This is a genomic window from Bacillus sp. 491mf (genome assembly GCF_900112415.1).
In the GTDB taxonomy this organism is placed as follows: Bacteria; Bacillota; Bacilli; order Bacillales; family Bacillaceae_G; genus Bacillus_A.
Map to the genome: position 1 here is coordinate 12671 of NZ_FOLV01000027.1, position 23907 is coordinate 36577.

23 protein-coding genes and 2 tRNA genes are annotated in these 23907 nt (G+C 36.2%); all 25 read right to left on the reverse strand.

The genetic code is table 11. The annotated features are described in order from the left end of the window. Positions 1-79: 79 nt before the first annotated feature. The 25 genes from hpt to yabG all read right to left on the reverse strand — a co-directional run bounded on the left by hpt (position 80) and on the right by yabG (position 23827). The gene (hpt, locus tag BM211_RS18875; RefSeq protein ID WP_035433573.1) at positions 80-622 is read right to left on the reverse strand and encodes a hypoxanthine phosphoribosyltransferase; all 543 of its coding nucleotides are present in this window, start codon (positions 620-622) and stop codon (positions 80-82) included. Continuing rightward, on the reverse strand, positions 619-2049 hold the full coding sequence (tilS, locus tag BM211_RS18880; RefSeq protein ID WP_035433574.1) for a tRNA lysidine(34) synthetase TilS: 1431 nt from the start codon (positions 2047-2049) through the stop codon (positions 619-621). Before tilS ends, hpt begins: the two co-directional genes overlap by 4 nt. A 349-nt stretch (positions 2050-2398) precedes the next feature. Continuing rightward, entirely contained in the window at positions 2399-4876 is a 2478-nt protein-coding gene (gene spoIIE, locus BM211_RS18885) for a stage II sporulation protein E (RefSeq protein WP_035433576.1), read from the reverse strand. Between the two features lie 364 nt (positions 4877-5240). Next, positions 5241-5312, reverse strand: a tRNA-Glu gene (locus BM211_RS18890). An 11-nt stretch (positions 5313-5323) separates the two neighbouring features. After that, positions 5324-5397, reverse strand: a tRNA-Met gene (locus BM211_RS18895). Positions 5398-5562: 165 nt separating this feature from the next. Beyond that, positions 5563-6021 carry a S1 domain-containing RNA-binding protein gene (locus BM211_RS18900; protein ID WP_035433577.1) on the reverse strand — a complete coding sequence of 153 codons (459 nt, stop codon included), beginning with the start codon at positions 6019-6021 and terminating at the stop codon, positions 5563-5565. A gap of 84 nt (positions 6022-6105) precedes the next feature. Beyond that, positions 6106-6468 carry an FtsB family cell division protein gene (locus BM211_RS18905; protein WP_090998978.1) on the reverse strand — a complete coding sequence of 121 codons (363 nt, stop codon included), beginning with the start codon at positions 6466-6468 and terminating at the stop codon, positions 6106-6108. Then, a complete protein-coding gene (gene yabQ, locus BM211_RS18910; RefSeq protein WP_035433581.1) occupies positions 6465-7118 on the reverse strand; it encodes a spore cortex biosynthesis protein YabQ in 654 nt (217 codons plus the stop codon). Before yabQ ends, BM211_RS18905 begins: the two co-directional genes overlap by 4 nt. Then, positions 7115-7405, reverse strand: coding sequence for a sporulation protein YabP (gene yabP, locus BM211_RS18915; RefSeq protein ID WP_371261891.1), 291 nt, complete (start codon positions 7403-7405; stop codon positions 7115-7117). Before yabP ends, yabQ begins: the two co-directional genes overlap by 4 nt. Before the next feature lie 72 nt (positions 7406-7477). Beyond that, positions 7478-7759, reverse strand: a complete 282-nt coding sequence (locus BM211_RS18920; RefSeq protein ID WP_035433585.1) for an RNA-binding S4 domain-containing protein — start codon at positions 7757-7759, stop codon at positions 7478-7480. A gap of 12 nt (positions 7760-7771) precedes the next feature. Continuing rightward, on the reverse strand, positions 7772-9235 hold the full coding sequence (mazG, locus tag BM211_RS18925) for a bifunctional methyltransferase/pyrophosphohydrolase YabN (protein ID WP_090998980.1): 1464 nt from the start codon (positions 9233-9235) through the stop codon (positions 7772-7774). 11 nt (positions 9236-9246) lie between these two features. Next, positions 9247-10848: a putative polysaccharide biosynthesis protein gene (locus tag BM211_RS18930; protein ID WP_090998983.1), complete on the reverse strand. Its 1602-nt coding sequence runs from the start codon at positions 10846-10848 to the stop codon at positions 9247-9249. A 254-nt stretch (positions 10849-11102) separates the two neighbouring features. Next, a complete protein-coding gene (gene spoVT, locus BM211_RS18935; RefSeq protein WP_035433589.1) occupies positions 11103-11639 on the reverse strand; it encodes a stage V sporulation protein T in 537 nt (178 codons plus the stop codon). Between the two features lie 134 nt (positions 11640-11773). Beyond that, entirely contained in the window at positions 11774-15304 is a 3531-nt protein-coding gene (mfd, locus tag BM211_RS18940) for a transcription-repair coupling factor (protein ID WP_090998985.1), read from the reverse strand. Positions 15305-15547: 243 nt separating this feature from the next. Continuing rightward, on the reverse strand, positions 15548-15772 hold the full coding sequence (locus BM211_RS18945) for an anti-sigma-F factor Fin family protein (RefSeq protein WP_035433593.1): 225 nt from the start codon (positions 15770-15772) through the stop codon (positions 15548-15550). 71 nt (positions 15773-15843) lie between these two features. Further along, on the reverse strand, positions 15844-16404 hold the full coding sequence (pth, locus tag BM211_RS18950) for an aminoacyl-tRNA hydrolase (RefSeq protein ID WP_090998987.1): 561 nt from the start codon (positions 16402-16404) through the stop codon (positions 15844-15846). A gap of 69 nt (positions 16405-16473) precedes the next feature. Then, positions 16474-17427, reverse strand: a complete 954-nt coding sequence (locus BM211_RS18955; protein WP_035433597.1) for a ribose-phosphate diphosphokinase — start codon at positions 17425-17427, stop codon at positions 16474-16476. A gap of 18 nt (positions 17428-17445) precedes the next feature. Next, a complete protein-coding gene (gene glmU / locus BM211_RS18960; protein WP_035433598.1) occupies positions 17446-18825 on the reverse strand; it encodes a bifunctional UDP-N-acetylglucosamine diphosphorylase/glucosamine-1-phosphate N-acetyltransferase GlmU in 1380 nt (459 codons plus the stop codon). A 390-nt stretch (positions 18826-19215) separates the two neighbouring features. Beyond that, a complete protein-coding gene (spoVG, locus tag BM211_RS18965) occupies positions 19216-19509 on the reverse strand; it encodes a septation regulator SpoVG (RefSeq protein ID WP_000454042.1) in 294 nt (97 codons plus the stop codon). Between the two features lie 153 nt (positions 19510-19662). Continuing rightward, positions 19663-20037 carry a RidA family protein gene (locus BM211_RS18970; RefSeq protein ID WP_035433599.1) on the reverse strand — a complete coding sequence of 125 codons (375 nt, stop codon included), beginning with the start codon at positions 20035-20037 and terminating at the stop codon, positions 19663-19665. Between the two features lie 267 nt (positions 20038-20304). Further along, positions 20305-21153, reverse strand: a complete 849-nt coding sequence (purR, locus tag BM211_RS18975) for a pur operon repressor (protein ID WP_035433601.1) — start codon at positions 21151-21153, stop codon at positions 20305-20307. Between the two features lie 54 nt (positions 21154-21207). After that, positions 21208-22077 (reverse strand): 4-(cytidine 5'-diphospho)-2-C-methyl-D-erythritol kinase, encoded by an 870-nt coding sequence (gene ispE / locus BM211_RS18980; RefSeq protein WP_141771670.1) that lies wholly within the window; start codon positions 22075-22077, stop codon positions 21208-21210. A gap of 196 nt (positions 22078-22273) precedes the next feature. After that, positions 22274-22453 carry an acid-soluble spore protein SspF gene (gene sspF / locus BM211_RS18985; RefSeq protein ID WP_090918113.1) on the reverse strand — a complete coding sequence of 60 codons (180 nt, stop codon included), beginning with the start codon at positions 22451-22453 and terminating at the stop codon, positions 22274-22276. Positions 22454-22548: 95 nt separating this feature from the next. Continuing rightward, positions 22549-22824: a biofilm formation stimulator Veg gene (gene veg / locus BM211_RS18990; RefSeq protein WP_035433605.1), complete on the reverse strand. Its 276-nt coding sequence runs from the start codon at positions 22822-22824 to the stop codon at positions 22549-22551. 139 nt (positions 22825-22963) lie between these two features. Further along, on the reverse strand, positions 22964-23827 hold the full coding sequence (gene yabG, locus BM211_RS18995) for a sporulation peptidase YabG (RefSeq protein WP_035433607.1): 864 nt from the start codon (positions 23825-23827) through the stop codon (positions 22964-22966). Between the last annotated feature and the right edge of the window lie 80 nt (positions 23828-23907).

Consider the following 23907-nt stretch of genomic DNA (forward strand, 5'->3'; position numbering starts at 1 on the left):
TCCTCTCACAGCATACAGACTATAATAGTAAATAGTAACATAGAAAAACTTTCCTATCCAATTGTAATGCTTAATATTATTAATTGGAATATACGCTTGGCTTTAGCACACCAACATAAGGAAGATTACGATATTGTTCCTTATAGTCTAATCCATATCCCACAACAAATTCGTGTGGAACAGTAAACCCAACATAATCCGCTTTAAGTTCAACTTTTCGACCAGTTGGCTTATCTAATAACGTTACAATCTTCACAGATTTTGCTTTACGATACTTAAATAAGTCTACTAAGTAGCTTAATGTAAGGCCGCTGTCGATAATATCTTCTACGATTAAAATATCGCGTCCTTCTACAGAAGTATCTAGATCTTTTAAAATTTTCACTTCACCAGTTGAAACAGTAGAATGACCGTAGCTAGATACAGCCATAAAGTCCATTTCAAGATATGCATCTGTGCGCTTTAATAAGTCACCCATAAATGGCATTGCACCTTTTAGTACACCGATCGCAAGAGGTACCGTATTTTTATAATCCTCTGCAAGAATTGCACCTAATTCTCTTACTTTTTCTTGGATTTGCTCTTCAGAAATTAATACTTTTTCAATATCTTGATTCATCATTTCATTATCCTCCTGGAAGACTCCTTGCTTTTGTAATGAATAATAATATATGTATCCTTATCTACTGTTTCTTGCGAAATAGCAAATGCAGATCGTTTCAACAATGGAACCCAAATAATATTTCCACTCGCATCACAAACAATTGGCCAGTCTGCTCTTTTCTCCTTCGGCACTTTTGCCTCAATAAAAATAGACTTTAACTTCTTCGTACCATTCATACCATGAATTGACATTCGATCGCCATCTTCCCGCGGACGAACAATCAGTGGAGATGTTATTTCATTATATTTTGCAACAAACATCATCTCATTCATCATATTAGGTACACAATCGCTAATTTCTACTACAAACTCATCACCATTTACTAATGTTACCTTTCCTGGCACTTGTAAAACATGAGAAGAAAAAATAACTTTTTCTTCCACAAACCGAAAAATACATTCTTCGTATGTACGAACAACTTCTAATCCACCCGGAAAGTGAAGCATACCAGAAGGATGAGTTCGTTTGAAAAACTCAATCACCTTGTCAATATGTACTGAAGAAAGCGAAGATGGAATTTTATATTCATAAAGATAGTTTAATATTAGTTGAATCCCTCTTCTTTGTAAAGGTATAGCCATAGATTCAAATGCAGGAATTGATACGACAACTCCTTTTGTATCCTTTTTCTTAATTACTTTATTCATTTTTTCAAAAGCTAATTCCTGCAAATACGCTTCATCCTCTTGCATAAACTTATTAAAAGCTTGAAAGCGCTCATGAACATTTGGATTCTCCTGTTTTAAATGAGGAAGAACGTATTTCCGTAGTCGATTCCTTGTATACGTTTCTTTTGTATTACTAGGGTCAATACGAGGGACAACATCCTTTCTCTTACAATAACCAAGAATCTCTTCTTTCGTTACTGCCAACAACGGTCGAATCAAAAAACCTTTATCGAAAGCTCGTTTCGCAGAAATTCCAGAATAGCCTTTCGAAGTGCTACCACGCACAAGACGCATTAAAACTGTCTCAATTTGATCATCACCATGATGACCAAGAGCTACATATTGTGCATTATGTTTTCTCATTATTCTTTCCAAAAATGCATATCGACATTCTCTTGCCGCAACTTGCGCACTCATTCGATTTTGTTTTTGATACTGCTTTACATCAATTTGTATCGCTTCACAGATCACATTAAGATTTTCACACAACTGTTTCACAAATCGTAAATCTTCCTGCGATTCCTCACCGCGAAACATATGGTCAACGTGAGCTACTACAATTTGCAAATTCTTCTCTTCACGCTTCTCTAACAAATAGAAGAAAAGCGCTAAAGAATCAGGTCCTCCTGATACACCAACAACAACCGTAGAATGTACCTCTAATAAATTATGCCTTTCTACAAAAGCATCTACCTTTTTAACAAATTCATCTTTCAATGCCGCAATCACCTTTCATTGAGCTAAAACGATAGCATACCTTGATATAATGGTACAACTTTTACAAGCTTTCTGCAAAACAAAGATGTATAAATTTCACAATTTATCTTACATATGCATTTTTATTTGAACACGGAAATAAACAAATTTAAATATTTTATGTATAACAAACAGGCCTCAGGTATATTCCCAGGCCCTGTCATCTACCTCTTTTAACTCAAAAAGCAGTAAGAGATACAGATATTCCCATTTCTCAAAATTACAACAAGCGAAAAGAAAACGAAACCCATAAGAACCTAATCGGTTCAACTAACCACCAGCAGGGGTTCCCACTGGTGGAAGTTTCACTTTATTGCGCTTGTTTACTAACGATAGGAATTGTAGCCCATTTCGGCATATTCTTTTTTACTTTTGCTACCACAATTGTCATGTCATCATTAATATACCCATTATCAGTACGGATAACATCTTCCATAATAATATCAGCAATCTCTTGTGGATCTTCCGTTTCTAATTCTTTAATCTTCCGCTTCATCCACACTTCATGATTCTCTACATGTTTTGCACCTTCAAAAATCCCATCGCTCATCATGACTAAAATATCACCGGATTTTAATTGTTCGCCTACAACGTCGACTTCAAAGTCCTCAATAATTCCCATCGGTAAATTACTCGCTTCTATTTGAAACACTTGATTACCACGTTTCACAAAACTTGGTGTAGAACCAATCTTTAAAAACTTAGCATTTGCATCACGTAAATCAATCATCGCTAAATCTAATGTTGTAAACATTTCTTCGGTTGTTCGTAGCGAGAGAATTGAATTAATCGATTTGATTGCAATCTCCTCATCAATACCTGATTGCAATATTTTTTGCAACAGTTTCACTGTCTCTTTACTTTCCATGTGAGCCCGTCTTCCATTTCCCATCCCATCGCTAATAGCAAGCGCGTATTTCCCCACGCTTAACTCCATCATGGCATAGGAATCACCAGATACAAATCCCCCTCCTTTAGCCGCTGTAGCAAGACCTGTATCAACAGAAAACGTTTTAGCCGAGCCAAAAGATACTGTACTATAACCATTCGGATATGCTGATCGCTCTTCATGTTTCACAACAACCGTCTCGCGTAAAATATCAGACAGCATTGGGGCAACAAGCTTTTCACATTCCCCATGTTTATTACACGAAGCAGGAATCATCATTTCAATATCAATATTCCCCCGATCTAGACAATAAATATCAACATGCTCAACCTCTACACCAAAATCACGAAATGCTTGTAAAATTTGTTCCTCTTGCACCTGATGATTCTCTCTTTCCTTTTGAATCTCTTTCGAGAAATCTGCCATTACTTTCGAAACACCCATAAGTTGCTCAGCAACAATTCTCCGATTATCGCGCATTTGCTTCCTTAGCTTTTGCCCTTCATAAAAATGCTCTAATTCATCATCTATTAAACCCGTTACCTTCGTTCCTCTCACACAATATTTTTCAAAATCACGGAGCAATTTACGATTATTTTGCAATGTACCTTCTTCCGTTTCGTTCATGAGTTGCTTCATATAATCGTACGTTTTATCAAAATTCACAACCCAACACTGATCCTTTTTAAAGCACGTCTGACATGTCTTGGCGGTAATTGTGCTTAAAAATAAATCCGTCTCCGTGTCCTTATCTTCATTTTCTATATACCCATATATAGAAAAACTATTAGATAATGCTTCAAACACATTTGCAAACTGATTAATTTTATTTGCTGTTACATCACGCATTCTTCTTAAATACTGTTGTTGATCATTCGTATGCTCTTGTGTCCCTGGCATATATTTAGAAAGACGTTCTATAATAAACTTAGGTGTTAATAAAAACAATACAATCGCTACACCTGATTCTAACAACGTCACTACTATACTTGTTTGTTTATCTACGTATAACGTAATTAAACTTGTTCCAATTAATAAACCTAAACTTACACCTATTCGCTTCCCCTCTTTCAGCAAGCCACCTAACAATCCAGAGAACGCCAGTAAACTTAATTGATACAGGCTCGCCACATTCGCTAAGCTTAAAATCAAACCTGTCACAACACCTACCGTAGAACCTGTTGCCGCCCCTGCCACAAATGCAAACACCAATACTAAATATCTCGTAAAAATATGCTGAATTGATAAATCATAAACAAACCAATCCGTTGTACCGGTTAATACAGATGCTAACAATATAATTAGGCAAACAATTTCTTCCGTTTCTAAAGATTGTTGTTTTCCTTTTCGTTCTATTAAAAGAGGCACACTTTGCAAGAAAATCATTGTTAACACGAAGCTTAATCCTGCTTCAATTGTACTAATAAGCAAATCATACATACCAATTGTTCCTTGCGCGAAATAAACAACGATAAGATGAGCGGTTAATGCGGAAATAAATACTTGAAATGGTACAAGGCCAATCGTCTTACTTGTAAAACGATTAAAGAAGATATTATAGATGAAGAATGTAAATATAGACGCAAAGGCAAAAAATAGATTTTCTAATGAAACCGAAAATGCACCTGCCATTACAGCGAGAAATGCAAGAGCCATTTTATCGCGTTTCATCACGTATACAGCAGCAAAGAACGGTAAAGTAAATGGTAAAATGTTCGTTAAAATATATGCTCGTCCCAAAAGAAAACCAACCAACATAACCACAAATCCCCAACGAAAGAAAATTTGTTCCAATTTCAGCCTTAATTTGCTTGTCCACTTTTCAGCTGTCATTTGCCCATGGCCTATAGCAAGCGCACTAGAATTTGGATTGACAGTATTCCTTCCTGCTCTTGGCATATTTTGAACACCACCTGCATATTTTATTACTTGTAATTATAAAATGTATGTTGCGGAGTTTTTGTCAAAATAACAGTTTGTATCACAATAATTGTTCGACTTTTTATACAAAATAACACCATATATATACAGAGTTACACGCGAATCCCTTTTTAAATCATTGAATTTTCAGAAAATGATAGTTGTTTTTGTAGAAGAAGCACATAACTTTACAATCTCTTAACATAAAGAAAACGTTTCATTATTTTTTATCACCGATTAGGAAAATACCAACAGCTATCCTCACCTCAAAATTGTGAGGATAGCTGTCCACAATAACGAGACAAAAAAAGATCATGCATAATTCGCATGATCTTTTCATTGATGACCCGTACGGGATTCGAACCCGTGTTACCGCCGTGAAAGGGCGGTGTCTTAACCACTTGACCAACGGGCCGTTAAAATATATAGCGGCGGAGGGGATCGAACCCCCGACCTCACGGGTATGAACCGTACGCTCTAGCCAGCTGAGCTACACCGCCATGTCGTATTTAACGGACAATTAGTATATTATCTTAAACGACATTTAAAGTCAACATGTTTTTAAAAATTTTTGTTATTTTTTCTACACACTGTTTTCATCATAAAAAAAGCACCCTAAGTGAACACTCTGGGTGCTTCTCTTTATTTTAAATAAACAGCAAGTTTTATCCGCGACGAGCGCCACGGCCGCCACGTTTTGACTCCGTATTACGCTTTAAAGAAGTTAAACGATCTTCACTGTCTTTTAAAAAGCGAGCCATCTTTTGCTCAAATGTTTCTTTTGGGTTACGGTTGTCGCCGCCACCGCGATTGTCTCTGTTAAAAGAACGATTACGTTGAGGACGTCCAGCACGTTGATTATCACGTTGTTCGCCTTCTGTTTTTTCACGCTCTTTCGCTTTTTTAATAGATAAACCAATTTTACCGTCTTTCTCAACGTTAATAACTTTTACTTCTACTTGATCGCCTACTTTTAAGTGATCATTAATATCTTTCACATAATTATCAGCTACTTCACTAATATGAACAAGACCAGTTAATCCCTCTGGCAGCTCTACAAAAGCCCCAAAATTCGTAATACCTGTTACTTTACCCTGTAACTTGCTGCCTACCTCAATTGACATAAAAAAAACGCTCCTCCTTAGTGGTTAAAAAGTCAAATTTTACTTCATTATATAAAATCTTAAAATATAGTGTCAATACAACAGCTACTTCTTAGAAATGGGAAAAATTATCTCCCCGGGCTTTGAAAAGTAATAATCTCTTCTAGCAATCTCTAAAACATAGTTCTCATCATGTAATTTTTTAATTTCTTCTTTCAGCTGTTCTTCTTTCGTCATTAACACATTTGTTTCTTTTTCCAATTCTTTTACTTTTGCTTCTTTAGTGTTAATCGCGCTATTTTGTTGATAAAAAATCACGCTAACACTTACAATAGCTACAAAAGCAACAGCCAAAAATAAAGCTAATCGACGATAAACACGCTTTCTACCTTCGTTCGATTGTATTATATGCCTTTTAACAGAATTAGGATTCTGTTCCAATACATATTTTTGCTTTAGTTCCCTCATTTTCGAGGTCCCCCTAACTTCTTTTTTATAAGTTCCCAAATTAGGAATATATGCTTCTTCATTTTCTTGAAATATTTTAAAAGTCCTGCTTGTCTCTTTATGAAAATTTTAACACGATTAGGGAGAAGTTTCCATATAACAAACCAAACAAATCGAACAGGGATGAAAATAATTTTCCACACTAACCGCAATATTGCTATAATAAATTTCCATAACCCAGTTCCAATTCCAACTACAAGACGAAATAAAAATAGCGCAAACGCTATAATTAAATGAATCAAAATCGTAATTGGCTTAACAATAAATAATTGAACAACGCGAACACAAAAATAAAATGTTTGAACAAAAATGTAAATCAAAAAATTTAATACTTTCATGTACAATGACTTTAGCAAACTTTGATATGCGGCAAAGCCACACAGCAATGCTAAAAATACATACATACGTAACTCTGCTTGATTTACAAGCAACAATACATAAAATACAACAAGGGCTTGGACAATCCAAAATAAAATATCATAAATAAATACGAGCCAACGCTTTCGCTCTCCACGTTTCAAAAAACGATGATATGTATCTAAAGCTGCTCCAAGTGAAACGCCCATCCCAATCATTGAAAGCATTGTATATAATTGAACCGTTAAGCTCATTTAAACAACTTGCTAAAGAACCCTTTAGCTTTCTCCCCTTGATGCTCATCAATGTAAGCCATCTCATATATTTTCCCTTTAATGGATACAAGTCCTTTTTCAACATCAAGGTTTTTCATTTGTAAATTTTGACCGCGTATCGTTAAAAAGCCCATGACTGTTTCTAATAGAAATTCTTCACTATCAAAACTCTCTACCTGCTTGACCCCCGTAATATCAAGAACGCGTCTTCCCCTCATTACAATGTCATGCTCTACAGTAACATTTTGTTGATTAGAAGACGACATTGAATATCCTTTGTTCACGTCCATCCCCCCATAACTTTATACTAGTATCAATGTATGAGGGGACAAAATTATTTAGAACAAGCTATCTTCCGCTTTGACTTCAACTCTTTCTTCACGAACAACGGTATATAAGTTTGCAGCATCTTCTTTTTTTGTCGTTTCTTTTAATTCATTAATTTTTACCGTAACAACTTTTTGACCGAAACGAATCGTTAATTCGTCTTCTGCTTTTACAGTTGAGCTCGCTTTCGCGACTTGACCATTAATCATAATTCGTCCTTGATCTGCAACTTCTTTTGCTAATGTTCTTCTTTTGATAAGACGAGACACTTTTAAAAATTTATCTAAACGCATAACGATTCCCCCTTATTCATTCTCTATTCGCTTTGCTTCTTCCCATAATGCATCAAGCTCTTTTAAAGAAAAATCTTTCATTTCCTTTTCCATACTAGCAACCTTTGCTTCCATATATAAAAAACGGCTTATAAATTTTTCATTTGTTTTATGAAGTGCTTCTTCCGGATTGATTTTATAATAGCGAGCAATATTCACAAATGCAAACATTAAATCTCCAAATTCCGATAACATCTTCTTTTCATCCATTACCGTTACTTCATGTTGAAATTCTTCCCATTCCTCATCTACTTTTTCCATCATTGGTTTAATATGATCCCAGTCAAAACCAACCTTTGCTGCTTCTTTTTGAATTTCATAAGCGCGCATTAACTGTGGTAAACTTTTCGGAACACCTGATAGGATAGACTCTTTTACATTTCCTTTTTCTTGTTTCTTAATTTCTTCCCAATTCGTAATAACATCATCAGCGGTCTCTACACTAACATCTCCGAATACATGAGGGTGACGACGGACCATTTTTTCAGACAACGTGCGAATGACATCATCAATCGAGAACCAACCTTCATCTTCACCAATTTGTGCATGAAGCATAACTTGCAATAGAACATCGCCAAGCTCTTCAACAAGATGATCGTCATCTTCCTCATCAATAGCTTCTAACACCTCATATGCTTCTTCAATTAAATATTTCTTTAAAGTTTGATGCGTTTGCTTTTTATCCCATGGGCATCCATTTGGCCCGCGTAGCTCCGCAATAATATCACGTAATACAGCAAATTCTTGATACAATGATTGTCGATTTAACACTGGCGGCACGTACACACTCGTTAAATTATTTAGCTCAGCCTCATGATCTAATAAATAGAGTGGTACTTTCTTCACTTGTTCAAATGAAGTTCCTGCCGCAGTCACAATGTATACTTCATAATCATCCGGAAGCATTTCCATTAATGTTAGTTTGACCTCAGATGCAATAAATGCATCATACACTTGGCAGAAAATTAAGTGCTGACGAAGCTCTAATTGTCCTCTTTCAAATGACGTCGCATCAATTAACTGAAACCCTTCAATTGGATCGATTTTCAAACTTGTAAACATTGGGTCTAAAAAGCTTTGCCCACCCTCGATGCGCACATCAATATTCTCTTTTTCTCCTTTTTGCAGCAAAAGTTGTACAGTACGCTCTGCTACAAGCGGATGACCTGGAACTGCATATAAAATGTCAGCATCCTTAGCTTTTTCAATCAATGTGTTAGAAATTGTTTCATACACTTCTTCAAATGTATCGTACGCTTCATATACAGCATCAAAAGATGTGTATAATACACCTTCTTTCTCGAGCTCCTCTATAACTGGATGTTCTTTTGTTCGAACATACATGTGTGCTGCTGCTTTCACCTTTCGATATACGCCCATTGTAAGCTGGTCTAACTCACCAGCTCCTAATCCTAAAATCGTAATTGTTCTTTTCATATAGCCCACCTCTATCCACTCTTCTTCAAAGAAGTTTGTACTTTTTCTTGTTTCATAACCGTTCCAATTTCCTGCGCTGTAAATACTTGCAGCTTTAAAATTAAAAATACATACAGTAAACCGCCAACACCAACACATAATAACGCTTGAATCGCCGCTAACCCTCTATGCTCCTCGTTAGCTTGTAATCCAAACCACTCAAACATATACATACAGCAAGCAAGCACCAGCACCATACTTAATGCTCCAATTGTCACACCTACAATAGGAGTTTTCTGTATAAGCGGCTCATTAACCTCTCGAATCAGTAATACACTATTCAATATGGCAATACACAACAACGCAATTACAGTTGCAATCGCTGCACCAATCACACCAAAATGCGGCATGAATATATAATTGAGTAATAATTTCACACATGCACCAATCACAACATATACAGCTGGTTTTACTATTTGCCCTAATCCTTGCAAAATAGATGCAGTTGTAATTGCTAATGAACTAAACAAAATAGAAATAGATAAAAGCCCTAACACAACGGAACCATCATCATTTGCAAATAACATAATATTTGCCGGACGAATAATACTCGCGAGTCCTAATGATGCAGCAATCCCAATTACAAATGTAATTTTAATTGCTAGCTGTACTTTTTTGCGAATGAATGCTTGATCTCCTCTCTCTTTTGCAGCCGAAATCATCGGGGTTAAAGAAAGTGAAAACGATGTTGTCACGACCGTTCCAAGCTGCATAAGAGGAATGCTGCGATCATATATCCCCTTTAGAGTTTTTGCTATTTCTACTGGCTCCCCGTTCTGAACAAGTAAGCTATAAAGTGAAATAGAATCTGCCATTTGTATAAAAATTAACACTAAGTTACTAACACAAATTGCAATCCCTTGCCAAAACAACGTACGAATAATGGCCTTTTTATTGAACATCCCTTTAAAACTTTGCAGAAAAATAGAACTAAAGTCTTTTCGCAAATAAAACAGCATTACAATCACACCAATAAAACCACCTGCTATAGAGCCAAACATAGCACCTGCTCCCACCGTATATAAATCAAATCCTTTTTTTATGAGGAATAATGATAAAAACACGATAATGGATACGCGAATCGTTTGTTCTATTACCTGTGATATAGCCGTTGGCATCATATTTCCAACCCCTTGGAAATAACCTCTTGCTACCGCGAGAAATGGCATTAATAAAAAAGAAAATGCAATAACGCAAATTAACTTTTCTAAATTCGCATCTCCCATTAAAGATGCAATTGTATGTGCGCCGAAGAATAATGCACTACACCCTATGATCCCAATAGCTAATAAAAACCAAAAAGAAATACATATAATAGATTCTGCTTCTTTCCGTTCTCCTCGCTCTAAACGTTCTGCAATCATTTTTGAAATAATGATTGGAAAACCATATGTCGTTAAAATTAAACAAAACCCGTAAAACGGGTAAATTTGCTGATAAATATAAAAACCAATATCACCAGCTATATTTTGATATGGAATACGGTAAAAGGCGCTCAATACTTTTGTAACAAAGCTCGCAATTGTTAATATAATCGCTCCGCGCCAAAAAGCGTGGTACTTCTTCGTCTCCATAACCATACAATCTCCCTTTTTCTATACTCATCCTACGTATTATATCATAAAGAAAAAAACAGCTTTTCACTTTCAATGTGATCATATAAAAAAAGGTAGCAAAACGCTACCTTTACATAAATATATAATTCCACAGTACATTACGGTGTATCACAAAACTGTACCACCCATAGGATTAGCTTAGCTCTAACAGGCAGTTTATTCGAGTACATCATGAAGATTAACTGCCTGTTAGAGCCCGATTGGTGAGAGCTTTATTGTTCCATTTGTTTTGCTAGGAAGCTTGCCGCTGTATCCACAGCCTTATGTTCTACATCACTAATGATTGCTTCTTTTGAAAAAATAATAACAGCTCCAATTGGATCACCATTTGCGATAATCGGACCGATTGTATAAGATTGTACCTTTTCGGCCACTCCATCAGTAATCGAAATTTCACTTTCGTCTGTCATAACAACCGATTTGCGTTCTTCCATCGCTTTCTCAACTAAATCTCCAACGCTTTTATTTAAGTATTCTTTTTTGGACACGCCAGAAACAGCAATAATTGAATCGCGGTCACAAACAAGTACATTATGCCCTAAACTATCATATAAAGCATCTGCATATTCTTTAGCAAAATCACCTAATTCGCTAATTGGAGAATATTTCTTTAAAATAACTTCTCCATCGCGATCAACAAAAATTTCTAACGGGTCACCTTCCCGAATACGGAGAGTCCTGCGAATTTCTTTCGGAATAACAACCCTTCCTAAATCATCAATTCGACGTACAATTCCAGTTGCTTTCATTCTAATGCTGCCTCACTTTCTACTGATGATAAAAGTGGTGTTTTACCTGTTCATGTAAAAATCACCAACTATTAAACATAGTATTTTACACATTAGTTCTTCTATGCACGTCGAATGTTATTTTTTATTCTCATTTAAGCATTTATCTCTTCTTTTTTCACATCTTTTAAACCTTTTAATAAATTTTCAGCGATTGTAAGCCACTTTGCTACTTCTAGTTCACGCACATTCATCACAATTTTCAGGCGTGAACCCTCCATACCAAGACCAATCATGCGCCCAAAGCTGCTTCCAAGCATAAATAATTTTCCACCATCAATATTTTGACTAGCTTTTTCTGAAAACAACAGTGTCACTTCTTGTTTCGTTTGCTTAATCAATTCGATTCCTTCTTGCGTTGCTAACACTTTAATATTTGCAATTTGGAGTAAATATCCAACTTCTTGAGGATAGTCACCGAAGCGATCAATCATCTCTTCTTGTAATTCTTCAATATCCTCAATAGCAGAAACGCCCCTAAATTGCTTATACATCATGATTTTTTGTTTACTATCGGAAATATACGCATCCGGTAAATATGCATCTACTTCTAGATCAATCTCTACATCAACCGTTTGCTCTTCTGCACCCGTACCTCTTCGCTGTTCAATTGCATCTTTTAACATTTGTGAATACAAGTCAAAACCAACGGAATCAATAAATCCATGTTGCTCTGCACCTAATAAATTACCTGCTCCGCGGATAGATAAATCACGCATAGCAATTTTAAATCCAGATCCTAACTCCGTAAACTCTTTAATAGCTTGCAAACGTTTTTCTGCAACCTCAGATAACACTTTATCACGCTTATATGTGAAATACGCATAGGCAACACGATTAGAACGCCCTACCCGTCCACGCAACTGATACAACTGCGATAATCCCATACGATCTGCATCGAACACAATTAATGTATTTACATTCGGAATATCAACACCTGTTTCAATAATTGTGGTACTCACAAGTACATCGTGCTGACCCTCTAGGAAAGAAAGCATGACAGATTCTAATTCACCTTCATTCATCTTTCCGTGCGCAAAAGTTACACGTGCATCAGGAACAAGCATTGAAATTTCATCTACTTTTCGCTCAATGTCTTCAACGCGATTGTATAAGAAATACACTTGTCCGCCTCGCGCCAGTTCACGTTCAATCGCTTCTCTTATTAACGCTGGATTATATTCCACAACATACGTTTGTACCGGGAAGCGATTTTCTGGCGGTGTTTCAATAACAGATAAATCGCGAACTCCTAACATAGACATATGAAGCGTACGTGGAATTGGCGTTGCCGTTAATGTTAGTACATCGATATTAGCTTTTAATTGCTTAATTTTTTCTTTATGCGTTACACCAAAGCGCTGCTCTTCATCAATAATGAGTAATCCTAAATCTTTATATATGACATCCTTTGATAGAAGACGATGTGTACCGATAACAACGTCAACAGTACCGTCTTTTAATCCTTTAATCGTTTCATTTTGCTGTTTTCTCGTACGGAAGCGACTTAATAACCCGATATTAACCGGATAGTCTTGAAAACGTTCTCGAATTGTTTCGTAATGTTGCTGTGCTAAAATCGTTGTTGGTACTAAAATCGCAACTTGCTTTTCATCCATAATCGCTTTAAAAGCAGCCCGGATCGCAACTTCAGTTTTTCCATATCCAACATCACCGCAAAGCAGACGATCCATCGGACGACCGCGCTCCATATCCTTCTTAATTTCTGTAATTGAGCGTAACTGATCTTCTGTTTCTTGATAAGGAAATGATGATTCAAAATCCTGCTGCTCAGATGTATCTGGAGTAAATGCGTAACCTTTTGCTGCTTCGCGCTCTGCATACAGCTTAATTAAATCATCTGCAATATCTTGAACAGATTTTTCTACCTTTGTCTTAACCTTCTTCCAATCATTTCCGCCCAATTTATAGATTTTGGGGTCTTTCCCTTCAGATCCCACATACTTTTGTACTTGATCAATTTGTTCAATCGGGACGTATAGCTTATCGTTTCCTTGATACTTGATATGCAAATAATCTTTATGAACACCATTAATTTCTAATGTTTCAATTCCTAAAAATTTACCGATACCGTGATTTACGTGAACAACGTAATCACCAACTTTTAATTCAGAGTAACTTTTAATTCTCTCTGCATTCGAAAGTTTTTGCTTACGCTGTGACTTTTTCACCTTCTTATTAAATAATTCCTTTTCGGTAATAATCGCAAGCTTTTGCATCGGCATTTCAAAACCTGCATGTAAGTCACCCACCGCAATTTGAATACGACCTGGGAGCAATACATCTGTTCCTTCAATAATATCTGCTTCAATGTCATAATCGTTTAAGATGTGCTGCAATTTCTTCGTTCGTTCTTCATTTGCACCTAATACAACTGTCGTAAACCGACTTTTCGTCCATCTATCAATTTCTGTTTTTAATAAATTTATTTGACCATGAAAGTCTTGCATCGTTTTACATGTCAAATTCACAATGTTTTGCGGATTTGTATGCGGAATATGACGTAAAAACAAAGTTAAATATAAGAAATTTCGTTTTTTATGGTTCAGAAATTGGGAAAAACTATGAGAAAAAGTTAAATCTTGAACAATTGCTCCTTCTCCAAGAAGCGATATGTACCATTCTGCTTCTTCTGTTTCTAAATGATCTGCTGTTTCTTGAATTCGAGAAACCTCGTCTAGAATAACCACACCATTTTCCGGTAAATATTCTATTAGACTAGCAGGTTCTTTATAAAATAAAGATAAATACTTGAACATCTGCTCAATGGTCTGTCCGTTTTTCAATAATTCTAATTCATATGTAACAGTTTCTAATATTGTTGTTTTTAGCTTCTCATCAGATACCTTTTTTAATGTATTAGCTAAACTTGATTCTAGCTTCTGAATTCCAACTGCTAGTTCTTCTTTAGAAAATACAAATTCAGTAGCTGGGCCAAACGATATACTATCCATCTTCTCTTGCGAGCGTTGTTCATCTACAGTAAAAGAACGGATAGAATCTACTTCGGTATCAAACAGTTCAATACGAACTGGCAATTCTTCTGTTAATGGATAGATATCTAATATCCCACCGCGAACACTAAACTCACCTGGTGCCTCTACCATAGATTTACGTTCATAACCCATAGTCGTTAACATGCGAAGCAGTTCATCAAGCTCAATTTCTTGTCCCATTTTCAATTCAATTTGCTGTGTCTTCCACATCTCTTTTGTCGGTAAAAAACGCCGCAAACCAGCAACAGGGGCTACAATAATTCCACTTTCTCCAGCCGCTAAGCGATTCAACACTTCAATGCGCTGTGACTTCAATTCTGGGCTCGCAACACCGATTTCTGATGCAATAGATTCATTTACAGGATATAACCAAACATTCTTCTCTCCAATTAACGAAACTAAATCCTCATACACCTTTTGCGCCTGATATAAATTATGCGTTATAACAAGCTGCGACTGCTTTGTTTTTTTATATAAACTAGCCATTAATAATGAACGAGAAGAAGTTGCCATACCTGAGATAAGCTGTTCTTTTAAACCTTCCTCTAATCCATCTATAATTGATCGTATTTCTTTATTTTCGTAAAATTGCTCTAGTAAACCTATCATTTTTCAAAACTCCTCTCAACATAAAGAGCAAGCTACTATATTTTATGCAAATATTTCGGAAAAAGAAAACAGAAAAATGCTTTGGACAAGCCAAAGCGAAGCAATACATCCTATCCCTTATCGCTGTAATTCTCTCATCTTCATATTTAGAAAAGATAAGGATGGAAGTTCATCCCATTACAAGGAGCAGTGTGTTTAGCTAACTATTGATAAGAAAAACATGATCTAACAGAAGTTTCATTTTCATTGTAAGAACAGTTCATACTCATAATACTCTGGATAGGATGCGAGCGTTTTTTGACACGATTCACAAATTGTTTTTATATATATATTTCCGTTTTCATCAAAATGAATCATTTCTAATCGCTCTTGCTCTGTTAGTTGACCTAGCACAATGCCGTATACTTTTTCCGCTGTAATACTACCTATTCTACATCCACAATGTCTGCAGTAATAATGTCCGTCCATAACTTCCTCCTAGCTGCACAATTATTACTATTATGGATATAAGCATTAAAAAATATTCCATTTTGGAAACGTTAATTATTGAAGGTGTTCATAACTTGTAAAAATGGCGTTTTCAACCATTCTTCACACGCATCTGCACTTTTTTCAATCGCTCGTTTTACTTCAGGCATCTCATCTGCTGTAAAGCGTCCTAATACATAATCAACCACTTTCATGCCATTTTTAGGACGATCAATTCCCATACGAATGCGCTGAAATTCCTGTGTTCCTAAATGGGCAATTGTTGATTTTACACCGTTATGTCCACCCGCACTGCCTTTCATACGAAGACGTAATTTTCCAACTGGCATATCTAAATCATCATACATCACTATAAAATCTTCAATATCAATTTTATAGTAGTCCATAAGTGGGCGAATACTTTCTCCAGATAAATTCATATATGTAAGTGGCTTTAATAAAATAACTTTCTCTCCATTTACAAAACCCGCACCGAATAAACCCTTAAATTTTTGCTCATTTAACGGGATATTCCAGCGTCTAGATAATTCATCTATCGCCATAAACCCAATGTTATGCCTTGTTAATTCATATTCTCTGCCTGGGTTACCAAGTCCTACTATTAATTTCATTGTAACACCACTTTCTTTTTTCGATACGAAAAGACGTAACCAACACTGGTTACGTCTCATTCTATCCAATTAATTAAATAGTACACTTACAGATTCTTCTTCGTAAACACGAATAATTGCTTCGCCAATTAATGGAGCAACAGAAAGTTCTTGTACTTTATCAATTTTCTTTTCTTCTGGTAATACGATAGAGTTCGTTACAACTAACTCTTTAATATTTGAATTTTGAATACGTTCAATTGCTGGACCAGATAAAACTGGGTGTGTACAACAAGCATATACTTCAGAAGCACCGTTCTCTACAAGAGCATTTGCTGCTAATGTAATTGTACCAGCTGTATCAATGATGTCATCAATTAAAATTGCTGTTTTACCTTCGATATTACCTACGATATTCATTACTTCCGCTACATTTGGACGTGGACGGCGTTTATCGATGATAGCGATTGGCGCTTTTAAACGATCTGCCATTTTTCGTGCACGTGTTACACCACCATGGTCAGGAGATACGATTACAATATCTTTAAGACCTTTCTTTTGGAAGTAATCAGAAAGAATAGGTACACCCATTAAATGATCGATTGGAATATCGAAGAATCCTTGAATTTGTGGAGCATGTAAATCTAGAGTAATTACACGAGTAGCACCCGCTGTTTCAAGTAAGTTTGCAAACAGTTTCGCTGTAATCGGCTCACGAGAACGCGCTTTACGATCTTGGCGTGCATAACCATAGTAAGGGATAACAATGTTAACTGTTTTCGCAGATGCACGTTTTAATGCATCGATCATAATAAGCAATTCCATAATATGCTCGTTTACTGGGAAACTTGTAGATTGGATGATAAATACATCGCAACCACGAATACTTTCTTCAATGTTAATTTGAATTTCTCCATCACTAAAACGTGCAACAGAACATTTTCCTAATTCTACTCCAATGTGCTTTGCAATTTGCTCAGCAAGCGCCTTGTTAGAGTTTAAAGAAAATACTTTCAAATTAGAATTTAGATATTGAGTCGACATCTAGATTAACCCTCCACATTATGAATTTTTCTTATTCAGCAATTGATCAACATAATCTTCTTTGTTTGTTTGACGTGCACGTGCAATTGACAATGCTTTTGCTGGCACATCTTCTGTAATAGTAGAACCTGCTGCAACATAAGCACCATCTTCAACTGTTACAGGAGCAACAAGGTTTGAGTTACAACCAATAAACACACCATCGCCAATTACAGTTTTAAATTTATTCTTGCCATCGTAGTTTACCGTAATAGAACCACAACCAAGATTCACATCTTCTCCCACTTCTGCATCACCAATATAGCTTAAGTGAGAAGCTTTACTTCTATTTCCGAAAACAGTCTTTTTAATTTCAACAAAGTTTCCAACACGAACTTCATTACCAATAACAGATTGCGGACGGATATGAGCGAACGGTCCAATAGCAACATCAATACCAATCTTACTATCATGAACAGTAGACTGACGAATTGTTGTATTATCTCCCACTTCACTATCACGTATAACTGTATGCGGTCCAACTTCACAATTTGATCCAATAACAGTATAACCTTCAATAATTGTTCCCGGATAAATAACCGTATCATTACCAATTTTTGCATCGACGGAAATATACGTGTTATTCGGATCAATAATCGTAACACCATTTACCATATGTTGATGGTTAATACGTTTTTTCATAATGTCTTCCGCTTGCGATAGAGCGACCCTGTCATTAACTCCTAACGTTTCATCAAAATGCTCTGTTTGATAGGCAGATACAATATGACCTTCATTTTTCAAAATCTCAATCACATCTGGAAGGTAATATTCCCCTTGCACATTTTCATTAGAAACTTTGGAAAGGGAAGCAAATAGCGCTTTATTATCAAAACAATACGTACCTGTATTAATTTCTTTAATAGCTCGCTCTACTTCATTTGCATCTTTATGTTCAACAATTTTTTCAACGTGACCGTTTTCATTGCGAACAATTCGTCCATAACCAGTAGGCTCTTCTATGTAGGCCGTTAATACCGTTGCCATTGCCCCTGATTCTTCATGCTGCTTTAATAATGCTTCCATTGTTTCTGCTGTAATAAGAGGTGTATCACCACAAATTACTAATGTTGTTCCATTCTCGTTCCCCAGTGCGTCAGTTGCTTGCATAACAGCATGTGCTGTTCCTAACTGCTCCGTTTGCAATGCAAATTCACTCGCACTTCCTAATTGATCTTGTACCTTTTCAGCGCCGTGTCCAACAACCGTAACAAGTTTCTGCACTTCTAGCTGAGAGACTTGATCAACTACATGCTGTACCATCGGTTTCCCGCATACAGAATGCAACACTTTGTATAAACTTGACTTCATACGTGTGCCTTTTCCTGCTGCAAGAATCACTGCATATCTTTTCGACATATAGACCCTCCATCGCAACCTATTTATCCATTAAAAATATTATCCTAAATAACCATACATTTCAAGAAACACCTTATAACTATTAAATTTTACCATAACTTTTATGTAATGTTTTAGTATTTCATATCTTTTTATGAAATACGTTATACTATTCCTTTTTCATAAAAAATAGAGGTAGCTATTATAGGTATAAATTTTGAAAATGATGTAAAAATCCTCTTTCTTTTTAGACGGGCGAGAGCATCTGGCTATGCATAGCCGCTGCTTGTATGTTGAACAATCAAAATTGATGTATAAAATATATGAAAACAACAACAAACTCCTGTAAATATTTACAGGAGTTTGCCAAAATTATAGAGCTCTTCTTTTAGAGCTCTTCTTATTCGAATTTTACGAAGCTCCAGCTTCTTCAAACTCAACTTCTTCTAACTCGCCTAAACGGTGATACTCAGTTAAAACCGCATCTTGAATTTTAGAACGAGTATTAGAATTAATTGGATGAGCAATGTCACGGAACTCTCCATCCGGAGTACGTTTACTTGGCATTGCTACAAATAATCCATTATTGCCATCAATTACACGAATATCATGAACAACAAATTCGTGGTCTAGTGTAATAGAGGCAATCGCTCTCATGCGGCCTTCTGTGTTTACACGGCGTAATCTTACGTCAGTCACTTCCATCTTGTGTTCACCACCCTTTTTCTAAATAAGCGATATGTTTCTATAAATTCCACAAATGTTCTATTTTTCCTTCAATTTTTCAAAAATTTTTAAGATAAAAATTTTTATATCAATGAAATATATAAATAAATACACGTTAACGCTTACAATTTCTTATTTTACAAGGGCAATAACTTCAATTTCAACGGATACATCTTTTGGTAATCTCACTACTTGTACACAAGAGCGTGCCGGTTTATTCGTAGAAAAATATGTACTATATACTTCATTTACCGCATTAAAATCATTCATATCTTTTAGAAATACAGTTGTTTTTACCACCGTCTCAAACGATGCTCCTGCTTCTGTTAATACCGCCTTTAAATTTTGAAACACTTGCTCTGTTTGGTCCTTTATATCTCCAGCCACAACTTCACCATTTACTGTTAAAGGAATTTGTCCAGAACTGTAAAACATATTATTTACAATCATACCTTGTGAATATGGACCAATTGCCTGCGGCACCCCATTTGCTTGAACTACCTTCATCGTTCCCCACCCTTTTATATTTTTTATCCTACTTTCACAAATTGGCTCTAACAAGGAGCCTATTGTTTTAGCAGAAGGTAAGCCTCCAAATTTGGGAGCTTACCTCCTGCTAAAACTTACTGCTCGTAAATAATGTGACAAAGTAGTCAATTCGTAAAATCTTGTTATCCATTAGTATAAAAAAAGATAAAGCAGCCGCTTTATCTTTTCCTCACTCTGACGAACAAGATCTTCTTGAAAACAACCTATATAAGAAGATTGTTTATCTTATTCAACTTCTACAATCATATCAGTAAATGGACTTAAAGAATAATTTCCTTTTTCCACTTGAATCGTCTTTTCTCTCACATCTACTTCAGACAAGCGAATTAACGAAACAAAGTTATCTACAAGTCTTTCCTCAATATCACTTGATTCCACTAAAACGCCAATGCCAACAACATTTGCATTAAATTCCTCAAGCATACTCATCATGCCTTGCACTGTTCCGCCGGCCTTCATAAAATCATCAATGATTAATACGTTCGCACCTTCAGGAAGACTACGCTTTGCTAATGTCATCGTTTGAATACGCTTAGAAGAGCCTGATACATAATTAATACTTACTGTTGGGCCTTCTGTTACTTTATTATCTTTTCTAGCAATTACGACTGGAACATCTAAATAATTTGCTACTGCATATGCCAAAGGAATCCCTTTTGTTGCAACTGTCATAACAGCGTCAATTGACTGCCTTGCAAATACAGAAGCAAAAAGTCGCCCTGCACCATTAATATAGCGCGGATTACTTAAAAGATCCGTCATATATAAATAACCACCCGGAAGAATACGATCAGGATTCTCAAATAAATTACAAAGCTCATCAATAATTTGCTTTGCTTCCTCCTGACTTATATATGGGATATATTTCACTCCTCCTGCTGCACCTGGTACCGTTTGTAATGTGCCGACCCCTTGTTGTTCAAACGTTTGTTTAATAATGACTAAATCTTCACTAATAGAAGATTTAGCAGAATGATACCGTTCAGCAAAAAAAGTGAGAGAAACTAACTGACGAGGGTTTTGAAGCAAATAATAAGTCATATCGACTAACCTTGTACTTCGTCTAATCTTCATGCTCTCACCTCAAATTACGAATATTTTAAACAAATCATAACTTATTATACGCCTTTATTCAAGACCTTCTCGCTCTCCTAATAAACGAACTGCGTATACTTGGTCACAAAATCCTTTTAACCCGTTATAAATACGGTGCATGCGTGAATCATGACGAACTAAACCAAAAACAGTTGGGCCGCTACCGCTCATTAAAACCGCATCTGCACCGAAACGTTTCATCTGAGCTTTAATATGTGCCACTTCAGGATGCATTGAAAATGTTACATCTTCTAACACATTGCCAACAGCATGACAAATTCCCTCATAATCACCATTTTGAATTACTTCAACCATACGATTTACATCTGGATGTGTTACACGATTTAATTGTAAATTCCCATATACATCAGCTGTAGAAACACCAATATGTGGTTTGGCCAAAATGACCCAGCAAGAAGGAGGTGTCTTTATATGTTCGATTTTCTCACCTCGACCCGTTGCAATGGCAGTTCCGCCGTATACACAAAACGATACATCCGATCCAATCTCGGCACCTAGTTTCGCAAGTTCATCAATTGTAAGTCCGAGATTCCATAATTGATTCAGACCTCTTAATGCTGCAGCTGCATCGCTGCTTCCACCTGCTAAGCCCGCTGCAACCGGAATCGTTTTTTCAATTGCAATAGACACTCCCTTTTTTACTTGAAAACGTTTCTTTAACAATCTTGCCGCCTGATAAGCTAAATTTCTTTGGTCGTCTGGGACATAACGGTTATGAGATACAATTTCAATCCGGTCTTCAGATAACTCTGTTAGTTCTAACCGATCTGCTAAATCAATTGTTGTCATAATCATTTTAACTTCATGATAGCCGTCCGGTCTTTTCCCTAGTACATCTAACGACAAATTAATTTTCGCTGGTGCTTTAACTAGTAGCTTCAATCTATTCACCTACTCTATGTACTCAATCTTTTATCGTTTATTTTACCATAAATTTATAGTAGAACGATGACACTTTCCTAATTATAACGAAAAGCATCAAGAATGAAACTACTTATATAATACGAATACAACTTTTTCGCGTGCAAAAAGCCGAGGAATATCCCCTCGGCTACCGTAGCATAGAAGTATCTCACTGTTACTGATTTTGTTTCATCAATTGCTGCTCTGCAATCTCAATTGCCCGTTTAACCATGTTACCAGCATCTTTCGCACGAATTCCGCCCCATCCTTCTTTTTGCACGACATCGTAAAATCCAAGCTCTTTTGCAAGCTCTTCTTTAAATTTATTTGACATGACTCCTCTTCGTCTACTCAATGCAAGTCCCCCTTTATCGCTACGGTACATTTAGTATGTGACACTACGAATTTCTTCAAATCCGGAAAATATATGTAATTAAACAAGCCCCATCCTTAAACAGATTGTTCACCTAACATGATTTCATTATCTTGTGCATCATAAAACGTAAGCTCAACAGTTTCTGTTAATACGTCTGCATAACTATAGGAAACACGCTGAAATGTATCCTCTTGTTGATCAAGTTGAACGACAAAAACCGAACGGTATGTTTCTGCCAACACACCAGATCTTTCTATCGTTTTTCTTCTTCCACTATTCGCTTTTAGCATAAGCCTCTGACCAAGATGATGGTCCAGTGCACTTTTAATTTCGTCTAAACGTTTTGACATATCGTGCTACACCTCGCTGTAATTGGGATGGAAAGTATAGAAATACAAGTTATACACATATAGTCTGTACGTTCTTATACTTTTTTATCCAAATCTCAAAAAGCGCGTACATAAAAAGCAAGGTAAATGCTTACCTTGCTCACTCTTCATAATATTGAAAGGGCAATCCTGTTCGTAAAATCCCCTTTGTTTCAATTCCGCCAAGTCCCTTCTCACCAGTTATTGTATTGCGCACCACATCCCAAACATTAACTCGTTCCATAAAAGATGTAAAACTCACTTTTGCTACAACATACACTGGATCTAACGCATGAATATTAATGCGTGACGGAGAACTTGCAAAATTTGCTCCGGCTCGAATAAGAGCCTCAAAATGCGATTGACACGCCCCAGCAAAAATAACTGGGTGATCTAATGAAGGATACTTTTTCCGTACTGTACGTACAGCCTGTACAAAATGCTTAGAATGACGATAAGCTGCTAAATTTCCCATTTCTCCCTTTGATTTTGTATAAGCATCATGCCCAGTAATTACTAAAATGTCAGGACGAGCATGCTCAATTAAATCTAAAACCTTCTCTTGCATCTCCGTTTCTTTACAATGAATTCCCTGTACAGGCACACCTATTTTCGTATATAAATCTAAGCACTTCCTTAAATATAAAGGATCTCCATCAAGATGAAGCACTTTACCTGGCATTTGAAAATAATTTACTTCACTTGCATAGCCGCCTGTTGACTGATATTCTTGCCGCTCTCTCATTAATACATAATCTTGTTGAAATAAGCGATATGTCTTTTCCATTGTTTCTCGTTCCTGTTTCACTCTTTTCGTATAATCCCGTTGATCGACAAGAACTAAATCTTCTATCGGTGCATCTGCTACGAGCCGAAATTCTTCCCCAAACAAAATTGCTATCGTGTCTTTTATTTCTGTTACTCGAAAAAGAAGGTCACGCTTATAAGACTTTCTCTCCACTAAATCTCCAACGTGTACAGCCATCCTTTTACCTCCAAACTCGTAGGGACATATAACTCACTACGTTCTGTTTTAGCCTATGAACTTATAGGAAAAAGGTGACA